At 57.2% G+C, this 16,743-nt stretch carries 16 protein-coding genes; 4 read left to right on the top strand and 12 right to left on the bottom strand.

Annotated elements, in window-relative coordinates; genetic code table 11:
* The 6 genes from KO116_RS02890 to KO116_RS25625 form a co-directional block, all read right to left on the bottom strand.
* A complete protein-coding gene (locus KO116_RS02890) occupies nucleotides 1–1,959 on the bottom strand; it encodes a bifunctional 5-dehydro-2-deoxygluconokinase/5-dehydro-2-deoxyphosphogluconate aldolase (RefSeq protein ID WP_035560686.1) in 1,959 nt (652 codons plus the stop codon).
* A 100-nt stretch (nucleotides 1,960–2,059) separates the two neighbouring features.
* Nucleotides 2,060–2,857 carry a TIM barrel protein gene (locus tag KO116_RS02885; protein ID WP_035560684.1) on the bottom strand — a complete coding sequence of 266 codons (798 nt, stop codon included), beginning with the start codon at nucleotides 2,855–2,857 and terminating at the stop codon, nucleotides 2,060–2,062.
* Between the two features lie 9 nt (nucleotides 2,858–2,866).
* Complete coding sequence (locus KO116_RS02880) at nucleotides 2,867–3,757, bottom strand: ATP-binding cassette domain-containing protein (RefSeq protein ID WP_035560681.1); 891 nt, start codon at nucleotides 3,755–3,757, stop codon at nucleotides 2,867–2,869.
* Between the two features lies 1 nt (nucleotide 3,758).
* On the bottom strand, nucleotides 3,759–4,889 hold the full coding sequence (locus KO116_RS02875; RefSeq protein WP_035560679.1) for an ABC transporter permease: 1,131 nt from the start codon (nucleotides 4,887–4,889) through the stop codon (nucleotides 3,759–3,761).
* 54 nt (nucleotides 4,890–4,943) lie between these two features.
* Nucleotides 4,944–5,663 (bottom strand): substrate-binding domain-containing protein, encoded by a 720-nt coding sequence (locus tag KO116_RS02870; protein WP_235272491.1) that lies wholly within the window; start codon nucleotides 5,661–5,663, stop codon nucleotides 4,944–4,946.
* Nucleotides 5,636–5,887 (bottom strand): hypothetical protein, encoded by a 252-nt coding sequence (locus KO116_RS25625; protein WP_235272489.1) that lies wholly within the window; start codon nucleotides 5,885–5,887, stop codon nucleotides 5,636–5,638. Before KO116_RS25625 ends, KO116_RS02870 begins: the two co-directional genes overlap by 28 nt.
* 238 nt (nucleotides 5,888–6,125) lie before the next feature.
* On the opposite strand from KO116_RS25625, the gene KO116_RS02865 reads away from it, so the two are divergent.
* From KO116_RS02865 to KO116_RS02850, 4 genes are all read left to right on the top strand, one after another.
* Entirely contained in the window at nucleotides 6,126–6,989 is an 864-nt protein-coding gene (locus KO116_RS02865; RefSeq protein ID WP_035560676.1) for a MurR/RpiR family transcriptional regulator, read from the top strand.
* Between the two features lie 43 nt (nucleotides 6,990–7,032).
* Nucleotides 7,033–8,028 (top strand): inositol 2-dehydrogenase, encoded by a 996-nt coding sequence (gene iolG, locus KO116_RS02860; RefSeq protein WP_035560674.1) that lies wholly within the window; start codon nucleotides 7,033–7,035, stop codon nucleotides 8,026–8,028.
* An 86-nt stretch (nucleotides 8,029–8,114) separates the two neighbouring features.
* Complete coding sequence (gene iolB, locus KO116_RS02855; protein WP_035560671.1) at nucleotides 8,115–8,921, top strand: 5-deoxy-glucuronate isomerase; 807 nt, start codon at nucleotides 8,115–8,117, stop codon at nucleotides 8,919–8,921.
* 102 nt (nucleotides 8,922–9,023) lie between these two features.
* Nucleotides 9,024–9,764 carry a sulfite exporter TauE/SafE family protein gene (locus KO116_RS02850; RefSeq protein WP_035560934.1) on the top strand — a complete coding sequence of 247 codons (741 nt, stop codon included), beginning with the start codon at nucleotides 9,024–9,026 and terminating at the stop codon, nucleotides 9,762–9,764.
* A gap of 48 nt (nucleotides 9,765–9,812) precedes the next feature.
* On the opposite strand, the gene KO116_RS02845 is transcribed toward KO116_RS02850, so the two are convergent.
* From KO116_RS02845 to KO116_RS02820, 6 genes are all read right to left on the bottom strand, one after another.
* Nucleotides 9,813–10,706, bottom strand: coding sequence for an EamA family transporter (locus tag KO116_RS02845; RefSeq protein ID WP_035560666.1), 894 nt, complete (start codon nucleotides 10,704–10,706; stop codon nucleotides 9,813–9,815).
* The gene (phnX, locus tag KO116_RS02840; protein ID WP_035560663.1) at nucleotides 10,703–11,521 is read right to left on the bottom strand and encodes a phosphonoacetaldehyde hydrolase; all 819 of its coding nucleotides are present in this window, start codon (nucleotides 11,519–11,521) and stop codon (nucleotides 10,703–10,705) included. The genes KO116_RS02845 and phnX overlap by 4 nt, the downstream gene beginning before the upstream one ends.
* Nucleotides 11,521–12,669, bottom strand: a complete 1,149-nt coding sequence (locus tag KO116_RS02835) for a 2-aminoethylphosphonate--pyruvate transaminase (protein WP_045812056.1) — start codon at nucleotides 12,667–12,669, stop codon at nucleotides 11,521–11,523. The genes phnX and KO116_RS02835 overlap by 1 nt, the downstream gene beginning before the upstream one ends.
* A 64-nt stretch (nucleotides 12,670–12,733) precedes the next feature.
* Nucleotides 12,734–14,428 carry a putative 2-aminoethylphosphonate ABC transporter permease subunit gene (locus KO116_RS02830; protein WP_035560655.1) on the bottom strand — a complete coding sequence of 565 codons (1,695 nt, stop codon included), beginning with the start codon at nucleotides 14,426–14,428 and terminating at the stop codon, nucleotides 12,734–12,736.
* Entirely contained in the window at nucleotides 14,425–15,570 is a 1,146-nt protein-coding gene (locus KO116_RS02825; protein WP_035560652.1) for a putative 2-aminoethylphosphonate ABC transporter ATP-binding protein, read from the bottom strand. Before KO116_RS02825 ends, KO116_RS02830 begins: the two co-directional genes overlap by 4 nt.
* A 44-nt stretch (nucleotides 15,571–15,614) precedes the next feature.
* Nucleotides 15,615–16,658, bottom strand: coding sequence for a putative 2-aminoethylphosphonate ABC transporter substrate-binding protein (locus KO116_RS02820; RefSeq protein WP_035560649.1), 1,044 nt, complete (start codon nucleotides 16,656–16,658; stop codon nucleotides 15,615–15,617).
* Nucleotides 16,659–16,743 lie beyond the last annotated feature (85 nt).

Here is a 16,743-nt window from a genome sequence, read left to right as displayed (position 1 = left end):
TTACGCCTCCTCCGTGTGAGACAGCGTTTGCGGCTGCGCCTGCCTTAATTGCCGCCACGCCTTTATTAGCTCGGCATAGTTCTGGGCGACCCGCTCTACCAAGCGGGCATCGTCGATACGCCCGGCTAGCCAATCACGACTCGCGCTGGCAAATAGCGTGCGCCCAACGGTGAAGCCTTTACAGCAGGCATGATTGGCCGCTGCTTCAAAGCCGCGCTTCATGTCGTCCATGGGGGCGTCGAGCCCAAGCAGTACGACCCCACGGCAGTAGACATCTTCACGCTCAATGGTTTCACCTACCGCCTTCCAGGCAGCGTCTGACATGGCAGGTAGCTTCCACCAGTCTGGGCGAATACCCAGGTTGTAGAGCCGCTGAAGGCTGCGCGGCAAGGTGGTGTCGTCATTGGGCATGTCGGCGGGCGGAATGACTTCAATCAGCAGCTCCAGCCCATAAGCACAGGCCGCCTGGTAGAGCTGACGCAGACGCTCCTCCTGCTCCAGGCGCAGCGAGAGTTCATCGTCGGGATGATAGAACACCAGACATTTAATGATCTGCTCTCTAGGCCAGTTGCGCAGGCAGGCACCTAAATCATCGCCATGCTGGAAGCGCAAAGGTCGTGAGCCAGGAAGCTCCACCGGTCGACCAATCCACCAGCCTTTGCCACTGGCTTGATTGAGCGCGTCCTGACCCAGCACATCGTCGACCAGGATCGCAGGGGTGGTAATGCCGCCCAGCTTTGCGCCCTCTTCAGCGGCGGCGACCAGGAGTTTTTTAAGTGCTGGCAGTCGCGCGCTGTCGGCATACTCTTCGCGGGCCATATCGGTGAGCTGGCGGCGGTGATCAAATGCCAGACCCAACACTTCAGGCCACTGCGCAGGCACTCGGGTAGTGACCCGGTGCAGATGATTAAGGCGTTGATCGATATCCGGACGGGATACCGCGTCGCGGCGCGCCAGATAATCAAATAACTCGTCTTCGGTGGGCATGGCCGGGGCACAGCCGTGGCGGGAGACCACCAGCGCGCCACAGGCGTTGGCATAACCCGCACTGGTTTGCCAGGGTTCATTGCGTAGCCAGCCGCGTAGCAAGCCACTCATAAAGGCATCTCCGGCACCCAGCACATTGAGCACCTCGACCTGTACGCCCTTGACTAAAGTGCCGTCTTCAATACGGTCAGGAATGGCGCCTTCAAACACCACACAGCCCATGGGCCCCAGCTTGCATACCAGAGTGGCTTCGCTAACCTCACGTACCGCGCGCAGAGCCGCTAAGGTGTCCGTGCAGCCGCCGGCAATATGAAACTCTTCTTCGGTACCTACAATCAGATCAAAATCTGGCAACCAGCGCTGCAGGTCGGTGGTCACTTTATCATCGGCGATAAAGCGGGTTTCACCATCGCCAGGGTTAGTCAGCCCCCACAGTACGGGACGGTAGTCGATATCCAGCACCCGCTTCACGCCATAATGGGCGGCAGCGTCCAGTGCCTTGCGGCAGGCTCGGCGGGTGGTATCGGTAGAAAGATGCGTGCCGGTAATCGCCAGCGCCTTGGCCCGGGCGATAAATTCAGGGTCGATGGCGTCGGCGTCGATGGCCATATCGGCGCAGTCGCGGCGATAAAACAGCAGCGGGAAACTTTCGCGGTCTTTTAAGGCTAGCAGCACCAGGCCAGTGTGGCGCTCGGGGTCGGTTTGTAGCGCGGTGGTATCCACCCCCACCCGCTCCAGCTCTTCGCGCACGAAGTTGCCCATCTGCTCGTCGCCAACTCGCGAGAGCATGGCGGATTTCAACCCGAGACGAGCAGTGCCGTAGGCCATATTCCCCGAGCTGCCGCCTAGGTACTTGGCAAAGCTGGCCACGTCTTCTAAACGGCTGCCAATCTGCTCGGCGTAAAGATCGACCGCCACGCGTCCAAGACAAATCAGGTCAAGCGGTCGGTGTTGACTATTGTTATTCAGCATAAATGTCTCCCCACGTCACAAATTCGTGGTACTGGTCACAGGATGGCACTGGGCATAAAAGCGTCTTGGCTGGCAATCGATAAGGCTTATCAACCGTGGCTTAAAGTGAGAAGGCGGCACGGAATCGGTCGAGCGCGAGGTCGTCATCCCCAGAGGCCCAGCCTTCCAACCCCACGGTGCCGCGATAACCTATGTCGTTCAGCGCGTTGGCAATGGCTGGATAGTTAATCTCGCCAGTTCCCGGCTCGCAGCGCCCCGGCACATCGGCCACCTGTACTTCACCAATGTACGGCCCGCAGCGGCGAATCAATTCGATCAAATTACCTTCGCCAATTTGGGCGTGATAAACGTCCAACATAATGCGCAAGCTGGGTCTATCGACACTCTCCACCAGCGCTAGGACATCTTCCAAGCGCGCAAACGGCACACCTGGGTGATCAACGTCGGTATTGAGGTTTTCAAGCACAAAGGTGACACCGTGCTGCTCGCCGAGATCCGCCAACCGATTGAGTGTGTCACAGGCTTTTAGCCACATAGCGCCGGTCATCTGCTGGCAAGGCTGAACGGGCAACCCATTACCATCTAGCCCGGTGCCGTGAAGGTTAAGGCGCGGAATGCCAAGGCGCTTTGCTATCTCAACCGACTCAGCGGCGGTGCGTAGCAGTTCATCTGCCCCGGCTGCATCCGCCAGGGAGCCGGTGACATAGCCGGTCATGGATGAAAACGTCGCCCCGCTGTTGGCCAGGGCGCCAATGTCGTGCTTCGTCCAGTCCCATATCTCTACTTGAAAGCCCAGTTCAGAAATACGCTTAACACGCTCCAACACAGGCAAGTGGCGGAACACCATTTCAGCGCAAACGGCCAGCGTGAACGGGGATGATGGGCTAGGTTTATTCATCATGGCTCCTTAATAGCCGCTCGCCGTTCGCGGTGAAGGGGGTTCAGTGCTGCTTGTTTCATCCGATGGTTGAGTGTCTTGTTCGGCTAAGTTGGCCTTCTTGGCTTTATCGTCACGCTGGAATTCCGCAAGCTCTGCATCCAGGCTTTCAAGCTCAGCGCCACCCGCCATCATGTTGAGCACTTCTTCGCGGCTGACTTCTTCTTTGCGGAATGAGCCCAAACTGCCGCCGCGTGACAATAAGGTGAACGCATCGGCCACTGGGTAAGCATGGTGAACATTGTGGGTAATAAAGATGACCGCCAGGCCATCCGCGCAGGCTTTAGCAATGTAACGCAGTACGACAGAGGCCTGCTTAACCCCAAGCGCTGACGTAGGTTCATCAAGAATCAGCACCTTGGCGCCAAAATAGACGGCACGAGCAATCGCCACACACTGGCGCTCCCCGCCAGAAAGCGTGCCCACCGGCTGGCTTGGATCGCGCACATCAATACCGATTTTAGCCATTTCCTCTTTGGCAACCCGGTCGGCATATTTCCAATCAATCCGCTTTAAAGGCCCCCACCCCACCGTCGGTTCGCGGCCCATAAAGAAGTTACGGGTAATCGACATCAACGGCACCATCGCCAAATCCTGGAAAACTGTCGCGATACCGGCGTCGAGTGCGTAAGCCGGGGACTTGAAACGAGCGGGCTTGCCATCCAGTAGCATCTCGCCATGGGTGGGCTGGTGAACACCGGAAAGGGTTTTAATCAACGTTGACTTGCCAGCACCGTTATCCCCCAGCAGGCACATAACCTCACCGGAATAGACCTGCATCGAGATATCACTGATGGCAATAACGCTGCCGAAGTGTTTGCTAACACTGCGCATTTCAATCATTGGAGTGCGTGTAGTCATGTTATTTAGCCTCCATCGCCTTTTTGCGCATGTAATTGTTGAATAGCACCGCCACCAGCAACATCACGCCCAGGAAGACCTGGAACCAGTCGGTATTAACACCGGTGTAAAAGATGCCCATTTGCACCATGCCGAAGATCAGCGCCCCCAGTGCGGCACCTATAGCGGAGCCATAACCACCGGTTAGCAAAGCGCCACCGATTACTACGGCAATAATGGCTTCCAGCTCTTTTAACAGGCCACGAATGGTGTCCGCCGAACCGGTATCCATAACCTGTATGCAGGCAAAGATGGTGGCGGAGAAAGCGGTGAACATGAACAGTGAAATCTTGACGCGGTGGACGGGGACGCCCGAATTGCGCGCCGCATTGGCATCGCCACCGCTGGCGAAGATCCAGTTGCCGTAAGGCGTGCACAGCAGCACCCAAGTCGCTACAGCGGTTAAGCCCAGCCACCAGACAATCGAAACGGGAATACCGGTGACCGTGGGGTTGCCTGCAAAGTTGGTTGCCATCCAGCCATTTGCCGCCATCCAACTAAATAGGCCCGTAGCGACTTCTCCAGAGAAAAGCGCCGCGAACCAATCGCCGGGGATATGATCCTGAACGCCCCCCACCTGAGTACGTCCCGTCAACAACCGGCTAGTACCGATAGCCAAACCACGCAGAATGAACAGGAAGCCCAGGGTAACGATAAATGACGGCAACCCCGTTTTATTGACCAGATTACCGTTAATCCAGCCCACCAGGCCCGCACAGGCGAACGCCAATAAAATTGCGGCCCACAGCGGCCAGCCATACTCCACCGCAGGGATGGCAATCAGAATGCCTGCCAAGCCAATCATCGAACCTATCGAAAGATCAAACTCTCCGCCGATCATCAGCAACGCAGCCGCCGTGGCGATAATGCCGAGCTGAGCGGCGACTTCAAGGAAATTAATAATACCCGCTGGGGTAAACATCCCAGTGCCGCTGGAAGCAGCGATAAAAAAGGCAAGCACCAACACGGCACCGGCCAAAGCCCCCAGTTCTGGGCGATTAAGCGCTTTCTTCCAGAAAGAGACTCTCTGGATACGCTCATCTTGATCAGCCGCTGCTGGCGCAACCGATTGTTTCGTTTCAGTGGAATTCATGGTGACCGACTCCCAAGGCTCGACACCGCCGAGCCTTTTCCGATTAGGTAGTTATCAACGGATGCCCTGACTACTCAGCTCAATAACCTGTGCAGCGTTTTCTTGAGTGACAAACCCTGGGCCGGTGGCAACATCCCCTGCGGGTAGCAGTCCGTTCTTGACGAACTGATCTAGGAACATGACGGGCAAGTAGCCCTGCATGTACTGCTGTTGGTCGATCGCGAAGTCCAACTCACCCGCATCCAAGGCCTCCAAAATGCCGGGTGAAAGATCAAAGGTGCCGAGGGTGAACATATCGGTTGCCCCCTGTTCACGCATGGCCCGAATCATCGGATCAGCGGCCAATGCGCCCAAGGTCAGTACACCACGCACGTCACTGTTCTCGTTGAGGTAAGCGATAATGGCATTGCGAATGTTGGTGGGGTCGTAGGTGGTCGCTAGCTGCTCAGCATTGCCGTCAAAGCCCTCTACAAATCCATCACAGCGCTGATCAAGTCCCTGGTTGCCTTGCTCATGGTTAACGCAGACGCCTTTCTCGACGCCCAGTTCCTGCATGCGCTCGGCGGCCTGTTTGCCCGCCTCGTATTCACTCTGCCCAATGTGCAGCCGGGCACCATAATCCCTTGCCACGTCGCCGCCGGAGTTAATGGTGATCACTGGAATGCCGTTATCGACAGCATTTTGAACAGCGCCACCCAGGGCATTTTCGTCGGTGAAAGAAAGGATCAAACCGTCTGGTTGAGACGCTACCGCCGCTTGTACGAGCTGTTGCATCTTGGCCATGTCAAAGGTGGACGGTACTCCAGCTCTGCACCTACGAGATCAGCGGCTGCCTCTGCGCCGTTTTTCACCACGGACCAGAAAGGATCAGAGGGAACACCATGGGTCACCATGACGAAACGGCTCTCTTCTTGTTCCTGCTCTTGTGCTTGTGCGCCACCTGCCATTAACGCCGTGGTGGCGGCAGAGGCTAGAAGCCATTGAGATAGACGTGCCATAAATAATTCCTCATAACGTTATCGTTGTTGGTAGGGAAGTGGCATTAAATGCCTTGGCGCTATGGAATATAGGTTCCAAATAGCAATTATTGCAAATTATTTATTCTATACTTTGGTATAAATGGAATATTTATTCCAATCAACTAGACTGCACAACAACCAGCCACTTTGTTCAGCGCTACTACCCAGGCGTACATGAGTGAATGAGTGGTACATGAGTTAACGCGAAGGAATTTGTATGCCACAGCCACCACAAAGCTACCGCGAGCTGGAAACGCTGATCACCGCCGAGTACGCCACGCTAAGCAAACGCTTACAGCAAACCGCGCGTTTTGTGCTTGATCACCCCCAGGAGGTTGCTCTGGCAACCGTGGCCAAAATTGCTGAGCAGGCAGATGTCACTCCATCCACCTTAATCCGCTTGGCCAATAGCTTGGGCTTTAAGGGTTTTTCCGAAATGCAGCAGCTGTTTCGCAGCCGCTTAGTCGACGAATTGCCTAACTACACAGAGCGGATTCGCGCGGTACGCAGCGCCACCGGTGAAACACCGGATAGCACCCAGCTGTTGTGGGAGTTCGCCGACGCCAATCGCGCTGTTTTGGAGCAGCTACCCAGCCGTATCGATCCAGAGAGCCTAGAGAAGGCGCTGGATATTTTTGAAAAGGCGCATGCGATTCATGTGATGGGCGCCCGGCGAAGTTTCATGGTCGCGAGTTACATGACCTATGCCCTCGCGCATGTGGATAAACCTGCGTTGCTGGTCAATGGTTTGGGAGGAATGTACGGCGAGCAACTGCGCGCTATGAGCCAACACGACGTCCTAATGACCATCAGTTTCTCCCCCTATGCAGAAGAGAGCCAAAAAGCCTGCGAAGACGCCCATCAGCGTGGCTTACCTATTGTGGTGATTACCGATTCGAACCTCAGCCCGCTGGCCCGTTTCGCGGATGTAACCTTCGTTGTCAACGAAGCCGAAGTGAAAAGTTTCCGCAGTTTGACCGCGTCACTGTGCTTGACCCAAGCCCTGGCAATTGCTCTGGGTGTGCGGCAAGACAAAACACGCGACAAAGAAAAAGGCCAAGACAAAAAGCGCAAGGCCTAAACACCAGAAGCAAGCCAACAGCAAAAACAAAATAGGAGAGCTTATGAAACTCGCACTCATCGGCGCAGGACGCATCGGCAAGGTGCATGCCCAGGCCATTTATTCACACCCAAACGTTACCCTGGCCGCCGTGGCCGATTTTCATCAGCCTGCCGCAGAAGCGTTGGCCGAGCAGTACGCCAGTCGGGCTGCTTCGGTGGATGAAATCTTCGCGGATGACACCATTGACGCCGTACTGATTGCTTCAAGCACGCCTACTCACGCGGAGTATCTGGAGCGTGCCGCCCGCGCGGGCAAGGCTGTTCTGTGCGAAAAACCCATCGCCCTGGATTTAGCCCGCACACGAGATGCTCTGCAGGTACTCAGTGAACATCCGGTGACCTGCGCGTTAGGCTTTAACCGTCGCCACGATCCTCAGTTTGCGGCACTTAAACAGGCCGTCACCCAAGGGCGTATTGGCGCGCTGGAAACGCTGACGATCATCAGCCGCGACCCCTCTCCCCCGCCTGCCGAGTACGTGGCTGAGTCCGGCGGCCTGTTTCGAGACATGATGATTCATGATTTCGACATGGCTCGCTGGCTACTCGATGAACCAATTGAAAGCGTCTTTGCCGTCGGCAGTAGCATCATCGACCCAGCGATCGGCGAAGCGGGAGACGTAGATACCGCCATGGTCACCCTCACCACGGCCAGCGGAAAGCTTTGCCAGATCAGCAACTCACGACGTGCCTGCTACGGCTACGATCAGCGTATCGAAGCCTTTGGCAGCCAAGGCATGCTGCAGGCCCAAAATGAGAGCGACACCCGGCTGCGCTTCACCGGTGAAGCAGGCCAAGTGGAAGACAAACCCAAGTGGTTCTTCCTGGAGCGCTATGCCCAAGCCTACCAACTGGAAATTGGCGACTTTGTCGCCGCATGGAAGGAGAAACGTGCGCCACTCGCAGGTGCCCAGGATGGCCTAGAGGCGTTGCGCTTAGCCGATGCAGCGGAGCTTTCATTGCGTGAAGGTCGCAAAATTCTGCTCGACGCCTCGATCTAAACAGACGCAAACGGGTCTGTGGAGACCCTTCATATCGTAAACGGTTAGCTGCCAACAGAGCAGCTAACCATCAGAAGGAGCGACATATGGCTTCCCTACTGGTACGCCCCACCGCCCCAGATGCCCAAGGCACCGTGATTGACGTGACCCCTGAATCGGCTGGCTGGATGCACGTTGGCTTTCGGGTGCATAAACTCGCCAAGGGCCAACGCCTGGAGGCCAGCAGCGATGATCAGGAAATCTGCCTGGTGCTGCTCACCGGTCGCGCCACGGTAACCTGCGGCGAGCACCGCTTTGAAGATATCGGCCAGCGCATGGATATCTTTGAACAGATCCCGCCCTATGCGGTTTACCTGCCTGACCATGTTAGCTACGCGGTGGAAGCGACTACAGACTTAGAGCTAGCGGTGTGCGCCGCCCCTGGGCATGGCAACCATGCCCCACGGCTCATCACGCCTGACAACATCAAGCAAAGCACCCGTGGCCAGGGCACCAACACCCGCCATGTTCACGATATTCTGCCGGAAACCGAGCCCGCAGATAGTCTACTAGTGGTTGAAGTATTCACACCCGCGGGCAATTGGTCGAGCTACCCGCCCCACAAACACGATGTGGATAACTTACCCCACGAATCACATCTGGAAGAGACCTACTACCACCGCATTAACCCTGAACAAGGGTTCGCCTTCCAGCGCGTTTACACTGATGACCGCAGCCTTGATGAAACCATGGCGGTGGAAAACGGCTGCTGCGTGTTGGTCCCCAAGGGTTACCATCCGGTGGGCGCCTCCCATGGCTACTCGCTCTACTACTTAAATGTGATGGCGGGGCCCAAGCGGGCATGGAAATTTCACAACGACCCCGACCACGAATGGCTGATGAACGCTGGATAGATCGACACTTCGCCCGCTAACGTTTATCTAATGTTATGCTAACGAGCCCCGCTAATGCGGGGCTTTTTTGTGGTTCACTTTTTTGAATATCTTGAGGCGACCATGCTCCCCGACTATACCGTGATTGCCTGGCTGTTGATCGTGTTTTCCGTTTATCTAACCGGCGTATCAAAAGGCGGCTTTGCAGGTGGTTTCGGAACACTCTCGGTGCCGTTAATGGCACTAGCGATTAGCCCAACCCAAGCGGCAGGGCTACTGCTTCCGCTGCTGCTGGTGATGGACGTGTTTGCGGTGAAGGCGTGGTGGGGCAAGCAGTCGAATGCGGAAGTGTGGCGCTTTGTGCCAGGCTTGTTCATCGGCGTGGCGGTGGGAACAGTGCTATTTGGCAGCTTGAGCGAGCAAGGCGTGCGCTTGGCATTGGGAATTCTATCCGTCGTGTTCGCCGCTTATATGCTGCTAAAACCTGTCGCTAAAAAGCCGATTTCCAGCCGCTGGGCGCTGCCTGCGGCAAGCGTTTGTGGGTTTACCAGTTTCATTGCCCACGCGGGCGCGCCGCCAATGAACATGTATCTAATGCCGCGCAAGCTCTCCAAAGAGACCTTTATTGCCACCTGCACGATCACTTACGCAGTAGTCAACACCATCAAACTGGGCCCATATGTGTGGCTTGGCGAAGTTAATATGACCAGTGCCTGGGCCTCGCTGCTGCTAGTGCCAGTGGCCTGGATCGGCGTGCGTAACGGCCTTTGGCTGCAAAGCCGAGTCAATGAAAAGCTGTTTTACCGCTTAGTTATCCTGGCCATGTTCTTGGTGGGTATCAACTTGGTTTGGCAGGCACTCTAACCCAGGGGCGCTAGATTAGAGTGAAGCGGCCTAAAAAGGTGGTGCTGCTTACAACGCCACTATGATCAACCCCGCCAACATCACCAACGTGCCAATGGCTTTTGCCCTGGAAGCAGGCTCTTTTAGCCATAGTACGCCCATCAAGACGCCCACCGGAATTGAGAGCTGACGCAGTGCGACCACGTAGCTCACTTCATCGGTGAGCGCCATGGCCATGAGCACGAGACCGTAGGTGCAGGTCATCATCAGGCCAGTGGCGACTAGCATGGGCAGGCCCTGCCGACGAAGCGCGGGCAGGCGGCGGCGCTCTGCGGGCAACAGCGCCAGCAGCGGTATTGCCCAGGTCAGCGTCATCACCGCCTGCAGCACCATAAACACCGCCCCGGCGGTTAACCCGCTGTGCCCTGCCCCCTGCATCAGCCCCAGCGCCTGTTTATCGATCAGCGAATAACCCACCGTCCCCGCCGCCGCCAGCAACGCAAACCCCATGGCCGGTGTTAGATAGGTCGACAACCTGCGCGCCTGCGAATGACTAAGCGGCAGGCAGAGCGCACCAGCCACGACCAATGCCATTCCCAGACCGTCCCAGGCATCCAACACGTGGCTGCCCAGCAGCGCGATGGAGACCAGAGGCACCAGCACCACCGGAAGTGCCCGGGCGATGGGATAAAGCACGCTCACCTCCCCACGTGCATAGGCCCAGGCCAAGCCGCCCATATAGAGCATCTGACATAGTCCAGAGAGTGCCAGCCAGCCCCAAAAGGAATTTGGTAACGCCGCGAGTGAGGGCCCAAGCAACACCAGCGGGAGCATCACCAACCCACCCGCGCCGTAGGCAAGGGTAAAGGAAGACAGCGAAGGCGCATTGCGTTTGCCCAACACATTCCATCCGGCGTGCATACACACCGACACCAGCACTAGCGCAAGCGCGGCTGGGCTCAAGGACGCTCTCCTTGTTGAAGGCGAGCATTAATGTCATCTATTACGTTGGGCAGCTCGGCAATGGTCGGAATGCAGTAGTGCGGCCCTGAGGGAGCAAACTGGGCGCTCACCTGATCGTGAGAGGCTTCGCGCTCGGCATCGCTTAGCGCCTGATACTGCTCAAAGGTTAACCCCAGCGCATTGCCCGAACAGGTAAGCGCCACTGTCCACATCCCCGCACTGCGCCCTTCAAGAATGCCCGGCGTGGTGTCGTCCACTTTCACGCAGGCCGCCACATCGCTAACGCCTAGGGCAACCACATTGGCCAGCGCCTGAGCAGGATGCGGGCGACCATTGGGCACCTCATCGGTGGCTACTACGTGATCGACTTGCAGACCATTGTCGATGGCCAAGGCCACCACTTTTTCCATTACCACCGCCGGGTAGCCGGAGCAGGAACCGATTTTCAGCCCCTGGGCGCGCAGCGTAGTTAAGGTGTCGAGCGCGCCGGGAATCACCGCCGAGTGGTCGGCAATTTTGGCAATCTGCAGCGGCATAAAGCGCTCGTAAAGCGCCGTTACATCGTTATCAGCAGGCGCGTGGCCTACCGCCTGAACAAAGCGTTCGGCGATGTCCGGGTGATTGCAGAGTGTCCGAATATGATCCCACTTGCCCATACCCATGGGGCCGCGCGCTTCTTCCAAGCTAATCGCTACGTCCAGCTCAGAAAATGCTTCGACAAATATCTGGGTCGGTGCAAAGGAGCCAAAGTCGACCAGCGTGCCCGCCCAGTCGCAGATAACCGCCTGAAGGCATTGGGGAGATTGATACTGCATTAGGCGCTCCCTGATTGTGAAGATAGGTGTGGTAAAAGGCTAACGCCCATCTCGGTAAGTGTGTTTTGAATGGCGCTTAGCAGTTCCGCGATCACCGTGGTGCCTAGCTGGCCAATGCAGCCGATACGAAAACTCTCCACTTCGGTCAGCTTGCCGGGGTAGATCAAAAACCCGCGCGCCTTTAGCGCCGCGTAGAAAGCGTTAAACTCAAACGCTGGGTCAGCGGGGCTTAAAAAGGTGGTGATGATCGGCGATAGCCACTCGTCTTCTAACAGCGTGCTGAAGCCTAGCGCTCGCATGCCGTTTACCAACGCATCACGATTGCGGGTATAGCGCGCGCAGCGCCCCGATACCCCGCCCTCTTCCCGGTGTTGGGCTAGCGCGGCCTGAAAGGCCACCACGGTATGGGTCGGCGGGGTAAAGCGCCACTGGCCGGTGCGTTCCATATACGCCCACTGGGCGTGCAGATCCAGGCTCAGCGAGTGGGCGCGCCCCTTGCCTGCTTCAAGCAGCGCTTTATGAATAATCACAAAACCAAAGCCCGGCACGCCCTCAATACACTTGTTGGCCGAAGAGACCAGCACGTCGATGGGCGTTTTTGAAAGACTAATGGGGATGCCGCCAAAAGAACTCATCGCATCCACGATCAGCGTTTTGCCTCTGGCGTGCACCACCTCGGCGATGGCGTCCAGCGGATTCAAGATGCCGGAGCTGGTTTCGCAGTGCACCAGAAATACCGCCGTAACCTCTGGGTCCTGCTGAAGCAACGCCGCCACCTCATTGGGCTGGGGCGGCAGATAGTCGCCCTTATCCAGCGTCACGTAGCGACGGCCCATCATCTGAAGCAACTGCGCCGCACGCTTGCCGTAGGCACCATTCGTCAGCACCAACACTTTGCCGTCCGGATCGGTGGCGCAAGCCAGCGCGCTCTCCACGGCGAAAGTGCCGCTACCCTGCATGGGCACGCAGGCGTACTCATCGCTTGCGGCTTCCGCCATAGCAAGCAACTGGCTACGAATGTCGGCAGTGACCTGGTTAAAGTCATCGTCCCAGGAGCCCCAGTCGCGCAGCATGGCGGCTTTGGTCGCGTAAGAGGTAGTCAGCGGCCCTGGCGTCAGTAGATAGGGCTCTTTTACGTCTTTATTCATTTGACTGATCATTTTGGTCTATACCAGATATTTTAAACACTTTAATCGCAAGCGCAGCGGTCGTCTAGGTCGCTTGACGCCAGCGCTGGGCGTTATTTAACAAAACGTGGGTCAATGCAGCATGCAGCAACTTCACCACCAGTGAAGTGAGGAAAATCAGCACCGCCATGGCCGCCGCGCTGGCAAAGTAGCCCGCTTCATCCAGATGCAGCACCGCCACTGAGGCCAGCCGGGTATCGCTGTTATAGAGAAACACCACTGCAGAGACGGTAGTCATCGCATTGACGAACAGGTAAACCGAGATATCCAGCACTGCGGGCAGCGACACCGGCAGCGTCACCCGGTAGAAGGTCGTCCAGAACGGCACTTTAAGTGAAGCCCCCACAGCTTCAAACTCAGGGTCGAGTTGCTTGAGCGCGGTGACTGAAGTGAGGTGACAGACCGTATAGAAATGCACCAGGGTATTGAGCACTAAAAGCATCATCGTGCCGTACAGCCAGTTCAACGGGTTACCCGCCTGGTTGAAAAAGAAGATATAGGCAAGGCCCAATACCATACCCGGTACCGCCATGGGCAGCATGGCCATAAAGTGCAGCCCCTGGCGCAGCGGGCGAAAGCCTTCGCTCTTTTCGATCAGCCAGGCGTTGAAAAAGATCACCAGGGTGCCCACCAACGCGACGCTAAACGCCAGCTTGAGGGAGTTGAACCATGCCCCCCAGCCGCCGTCGGCCATGCCTTGGAAGGTATAGTGCTCAAAGGTGATCGATAAGTTGTAGGGCCAGAACTGCACCAGCGACGCATACACCGCCGTGCCGATCACTAGCACAATGGCCCCCGCCACTGCATAGCAGAGTAGCGCGAAGACCCAATCCCGCAGCGGGCTCAGCGTAGGCTGCCATGGCACCGCCCGGGCCGAAAGTTGCGCTACCTGGCGGCGCTGTATCCAACGGTCCACGATAAACGAGAGCACCGCTGGCAGCAGCAAAATCACGCTGACCACCGCACCCATCTGAAAGTTCTGCTGCCCAACCACCTGGCGGTAAACGTCCGTGGCCAGCACACTGAACTGGCCGCCGATGATTTTCGGCACGCCAAAATCGGTAATCGCCAGGGTAAACACCACAAACAGGCAGGAAATCAGCCCGTAGCGCACGCCGGGCAGCGTAATGGTCAAAAACGTACGCCACTTGGGGGTGCCCAGTGCTTCGGCCGCTTCGTAGAGCCGCGCATCACTGTTGGTCAGCGCAGTGGTCAGCAGCATTAGCGCGTGGGGAAATATCCAGAAGCTCATGCCCATGACAATACCGATGGGGCCATAAATCGACTGACCTGCCAGCACCTCGCGCAGAAATCCCTGATTACCGAATAAGTACACTAGGCTTATGGCAGGCAGCAGCGACGGGGCCAGAATGGGCAGAATCGCCAGCATCCTAAACAGCCGTTTGCCCGGCATGCAGGTGCGGGTGATCCCGTAAGCACATAGAAACGCCAATCCAACCACCACGCCGGTGGTCATCAGCGCCACCCGCAACGAGTTGGCAATCGAGTTCACCAGCGCGGGGGTTTGAAAGTAGTGAGCAAAGTTAGCCAAGCCAATAAAATCGCCAGCGCGGTCTTGCAGGCTTTTGAGCAGCATGGTCACCAGCGGGAACAATAGCCCGACCACTAGCAAGGCAACGCCAGCGAGTAACACCAACAAGCGGATCAGCGACTCCAGGGACGGTTTGGTCGCCGCTTTTATTAAAGACTCGGCCATCATTGCTGACTACTCCCGGCCGCGTAGAGTCGGGCGGCCTCAGCAGGCAGGTGAATCGCCAGCAACTGCCCTACATACAGGCTAAGTTTACTGCTATCACGGCTAGGCACGTCGGCTATCAGCGTTTGGTGATCTTCCGGCAGGCGCAGCGTGACTCGTTGAAAGGCGCCTAAAAACTCGATGGAGACCACCTCCCCGTTTAGCGCCCCTGCTTGGTGCTTAAGTGCCCTTGCTTGAAGGCTAAGGGCTACCGCTTCAGGCCGAATAGCCAGCTGAGCAGCTTGGCCCACTGCTATAGTGTGCGGCAGGCAGGCACAGGGAGTGTTGCCCAAAAGCGCTTGGCGATTGGCCTGGGCGGTCACTTCCAGGAAGTTCATGCTACCAATAAAGGAAGCCACGAACGCACTGGCGGGCTGATGGTAAATCGCGGCCGGGGTGCCCACCTGTTCGATCACACCGTGGTTCATCACCACAATGCGGTCGGCCATGGTCAGCGCTTCTTCCTGGTCGTGGGTGACCATGATGGTGGTCACTCCTAACCGCGCCTGCAAAGCTTTGATTTGGCTGCGCAGATGACCGCGCACCCGGGCATCCAGCGCCGAGAGCGGCTCATCAAGCAACAGCAAGCCTGGCTCTGTGGCTAACGCCCGGGCCAGCGCCACTCGCTGCTGCTGGCCGCCGGAAAGCGCCGCCGGATACTTCGCTTCACTGCCGGTTAGGTTCACCAATGCAAGTAATTCAGCGACGCGGTCATTAATACGCGCGCGCTCTACCCGACGGTTGCGCAGCCCGTAAGCCACGTTATTAAACACCGTCAGGTTGGGAAACAACGCATAGGACTGAAATACAATGCCAAAGTCCCGCGCTTGCGGTGGAAGCATGGAAATATCCTTCCCACGCTGAGTCAGCCTGCCCGCACTCTGGCGGGTGAGCCCGGCAATCGTGCGCAGCAAGGTGGTTTTGCCGCAGCCCGAGGGCCCTAGAAAACAGACAAACTCGCCTTCTTGAATCTCAAGCGCAATATTATCCAGCGCGGTAAAGCTGCCGAAGCGCTTGCTGACACCATCAATACTGAGATGCGTGGTGGTTGCGCGAGGGGTCGCCGCTGTGGATACCGATAGCGGCGATGTCATTGTCGGGGGCATAACATCTCCAAGCCCCGGCCGGAGCCGGGGCAACTGATCACAGCTTATTGTTCGGTTTTGCCGTCGTAGCGACGCTGCCATTCGGTCAACACACGCTCGCGGTTCACTGCCGCCCACTGGAAATCAGCGTCGATCATGCGATCAGTAATATCGACGGGATAGTTTTCAATGGGCTGGGCAACACCGGGATAAGCCACGACCGCATAGCCTTCGTTATACAGCTCGTTGGCCTCGCGGGAGATTGACCAATCCATGAGCGTTTGCGCAGCTTCCTGCTTGTCGGTACCCGCGACAATCGCGGATGCTTCCATATCCCAGCCCAGGCCCTCTTCTGGGAAGACGACCTCAATAGGCGCTCCCTGGGACTTCAGGCGCGCACCGCGGAAGGCAAAGGACACACCCACTACAGTTTCACCGGTGGCTGCCAAGCTGCAGGGCGCGGAACCCGAATGGGTGTAGCGGGAAATATTGTTATGCAGGCGATCCATATAGTCCCAGCCCTGCTCTTCGTCCCACAGCTGCAGCCAGCTGGCCACATCCAGATAGCCGGTACCCGACGAGTTGGGGTTGGGCATAATGACATGGCCTTCAAACTCAGGCTTAGTCAGGTCTTCCCAGGAGGTCGGCATCGGCACGCCCTGGCGTTCGCCCTCAATGGTGTTGTAGCAAATGGCCGCTACCCAGGCGTCCATGCCCACCCATGCCGGGTCTTCGCCGTCCCGGTAGGCGGCATCGACAAATTTCGGGTCGAGGTTGTCCACGCCCTCAGGGGCGTAACGCTCCAGCATACCCTCCTCTTCCAGCACTAGCAGGCTAGTGGCGGCCAATCCCCAAATTACATCCGCTTGAGGATTATCTTTTTCCGCCAACAAGCGAGCGGTAATCACCCCGGTGGAATCACGCACCCAGTTAATCTCGATATCCGGGTGGGCGGCATTAAAGCGTTCAGCGTATTTTTGCAGGTCATCCGACTCAACGGCGGTGTACACCGTTAATTCAGTGGCCAGCGCATTGGAAGCAAGGACAGTGGAAGCAAGCGCAGCGGCACTCGCTAGTAACGTGGAAGGGAACAAACGGCGTGGCATCATGATGGTGACCTCCTGGCTGGTTGGTATAGACCAGAAGTTTGCCGTTGTTAAATGACAGTGCAATGACGCTTGTTTGACCGATTTT

Source organism: Halomonas sp. KO116 (assembly GCF_000734975.2).
Taxonomy (GTDB): domain Bacteria; phylum Pseudomonadota; class Gammaproteobacteria; order Pseudomonadales; family Halomonadaceae; genus Vreelandella; species Vreelandella glaciei.
Note: the sequence above shows the minus strand (reverse complement) of the source record. Positions and strands in the feature narration are given on the sequence as shown.

Coding starts and splice junctions, on each gene's coding strand:
- KO116_RS02890 (WP_035560686.1), bottom strand. CDS start 1,959: ATGCTGAATAACAATAGTCAACACCGACCGCTTGACCTGATTTGTCTT.
- KO116_RS02885 (WP_035560684.1), bottom strand. CDS start 2,857: ATGAATAAACCTAGCCCATCATCCCCGTTCACGCTGGCCGTTTGCGCT.
- KO116_RS02880 (WP_035560681.1), bottom strand. CDS start 3,757: ATGACTACACGCACTCCAATGATTGAAATGCGCAGTGTTAGCAAACAC.
- KO116_RS02875 (WP_035560679.1), bottom strand. CDS start 4,889: ATGAATTCCACTGAAACGAAACAATCGGTTGCGCCAGCAGCGGCTGAT.
- KO116_RS02870 (WP_235272491.1), bottom strand. CDS start 5,663: ATGCAACAGCTCGTACAAGCGGCGGTAGCGTCTCAACCAGACGGTTTG.
- KO116_RS25625 (WP_235272489.1), bottom strand. CDS start 5,887: ATGGCACGTCTATCTCAATGGCTTCTAGCCTCTGCCGCCACCACGGCG.
- KO116_RS02865 (WP_035560676.1), top strand. CDS start 6,126: ATGCCACAGCCACCACAAAGCTACCGCGAGCTGGAAACGCTGATCACC.
- iolG (WP_035560674.1), top strand. CDS start 7,033: ATGAAACTCGCACTCATCGGCGCAGGACGCATCGGCAAGGTGCATGCC.
- iolB (WP_035560671.1), top strand. CDS start 8,115: ATGGCTTCCCTACTGGTACGCCCCACCGCCCCAGATGCCCAAGGCACC.
- KO116_RS02850 (WP_035560934.1), top strand. CDS start 9,024: ATGCTCCCCGACTATACCGTGATTGCCTGGCTGTTGATCGTGTTTTCC.
- phnX (WP_035560663.1), bottom strand. CDS start 11,521: ATGCAGTATCAATCTCCCCAATGCCTTCAGGCGGTTATCTGCGACTGG.
- KO116_RS02835 (WP_045812056.1), bottom strand. CDS start 12,669: ATGAATAAAGACGTAAAAGAGCCCTATCTACTGACGCCAGGGCCGCTG.
- KO116_RS02830 (WP_035560655.1), bottom strand. CDS start 14,428: ATGATGGCCGAGTCTTTAATAAAAGCGGCGACCAAACCGTCCCTGGAG.
- KO116_RS02825 (WP_035560652.1), bottom strand. CDS start 15,570: ATGCCCCCGACAATGACATCGCCGCTATCGGTATCCACAGCGGCGACC.
- KO116_RS02820 (WP_035560649.1), bottom strand. CDS start 16,658: ATGATGCCACGCCGTTTGTTCCCTTCCACGTTACTAGCGAGTGCCGCT.